This is a genomic window from Alienimonas sp. DA493, assembly GCF_043951915.1.
Classification (GTDB): domain Bacteria; phylum Planctomycetota; class Planctomycetia; order Planctomycetales; family Planctomycetaceae; genus Alienimonas.
The window spans coordinates 1-1,221 of record NZ_JBINJD010000323.1 but is presented as its reverse complement, the minus strand read 5'-3'; the positions used below and the strand labels follow the sequence as shown (position 1 = coordinate 1,221).

The 1,221-nt window shown below is 73.5% G+C and carries 2 protein-coding genes; one reads left to right on the top strand and one right to left on the bottom strand.

All coding sequences use genetic code 11. The features are described 5' to 3' along the window. Nucleotides 1-158: transposase (locus ACG2DA_RS22780; protein ID WP_395258993.1), on the top strand; the 158-nt coding region annotated here is incomplete at its 5' end. A 48-nt stretch (nucleotides 159-206) separates the two neighbouring features. Here the strand turns inward: ACG2DA_RS22780 and ACG2DA_RS22775 are convergent. Next, nucleotides 207-1,157, bottom strand: a complete 951-nt coding sequence (locus tag ACG2DA_RS22775) for an AAA family ATPase (RefSeq protein WP_395258991.1) — start codon at nucleotides 1,155-1,157, stop codon at nucleotides 207-209. Nucleotides 1,158-1,221: the final 64 nt, after the last annotated feature.

Below are 1,221 nucleotides of genomic sequence, written 5' to 3'. Positions count from 1 at the left end.
GCTGGGTCGTCGAACGCACGATCGGCTGGGTGAAGGGCCTGCGGCGGCTGCGGGTGCGGTACGACCGCAAGGACGAGGCGATCGAGGCGTGGAACGCGCTGGCGATGGCGGCGATCAACTTCCGCCTCTGGCGACACGCCGCCGCGGACGCCGCATGACCTCATTATATGGTTCTCTGTCCGGTTCTAAGCACCGTTCGGTTCATGTCAGTCGCTCCCGTCGGGGACCGGGGTGGATTCGAGGAGTCCGGCGATCAGCGGGGCGGGATCGTCGGCGTCGACGCCCAGCCGCACGCCCAGCACGGCGGGGGCGACGTCCTGCACGTCGTCCGGGGTGACGAAGGCCCGCCCGTTCAGCAGCGCCCACGCCTGGGCGACCCGCTGGAGGGTCAGCAGCCCGCGGGGGGAGACGCCCAGCTCGACCCGCGGATGGGTGCGGGTCGCGGCCGCCAATCGCAGCAGGTAGTCCCGCACCGGCGGGGCGACGGCGACCGCGGCGGTCGCGGATTGCAGCGCCGCCAGCCCGGCCGCGTCCGTCACGGGGGGGGCCGGCGGGGGCGGGTTGAGCCGTTCGCCCACCGCCGCGTCCAGCAGCCCGGCCTCCTCCTCCGGCGCCGGGTAGCCGACGGACAGCTTCATCGCGAACCGGTCGCACTGGGCCTCCGGCAGCGGGTAGGTGCCGTGCTGGCCGGCGGGGTTCTGGGTGGCGATCACGAAGAACCGCGGGCTCAGCGCCCGCCGGACGCCGTCGTAGGTCACCTGCCGCTCCGCCATCGCCTCCAGCAACGCGGTTTGCGTGCGGGGCGTGGCCCGGTTGATCTCGTCGGCGAGCACCACGTCGGCGAACACCGGGCCGGGGCGGAACTCGAACTCGCGGGTCTTCTCGCTGAACAGGTTGAAGCCGGTCACGTCGCTGGGCAGCAGGTCCGGCGTGCACTGCACCCGGCCGAACGTCCCGCCGAGCGCGTCCGCCAGCGCCTTCGCCAGCGTCGTCTTGCCCAGCCCGGGGCGGTCCTCAATCAGCAGGTGTCCGCGGGCCAGCACGCAAGCCAGCGCCCGCTCGACCACCTCCGGCTTGCCGCGGAGGGCGGCGTTCAGGCGGGCCCGGAGCTTGTTCAGCACGGCGGCGCGGCCGGCGGGGGATGAAATAGTGCTCACGCGTCCGCCCCCGTAGGGTCCGCTGTGCGGACCGGGTTTCTCGGTCGCCGGGCAACTCCGCACG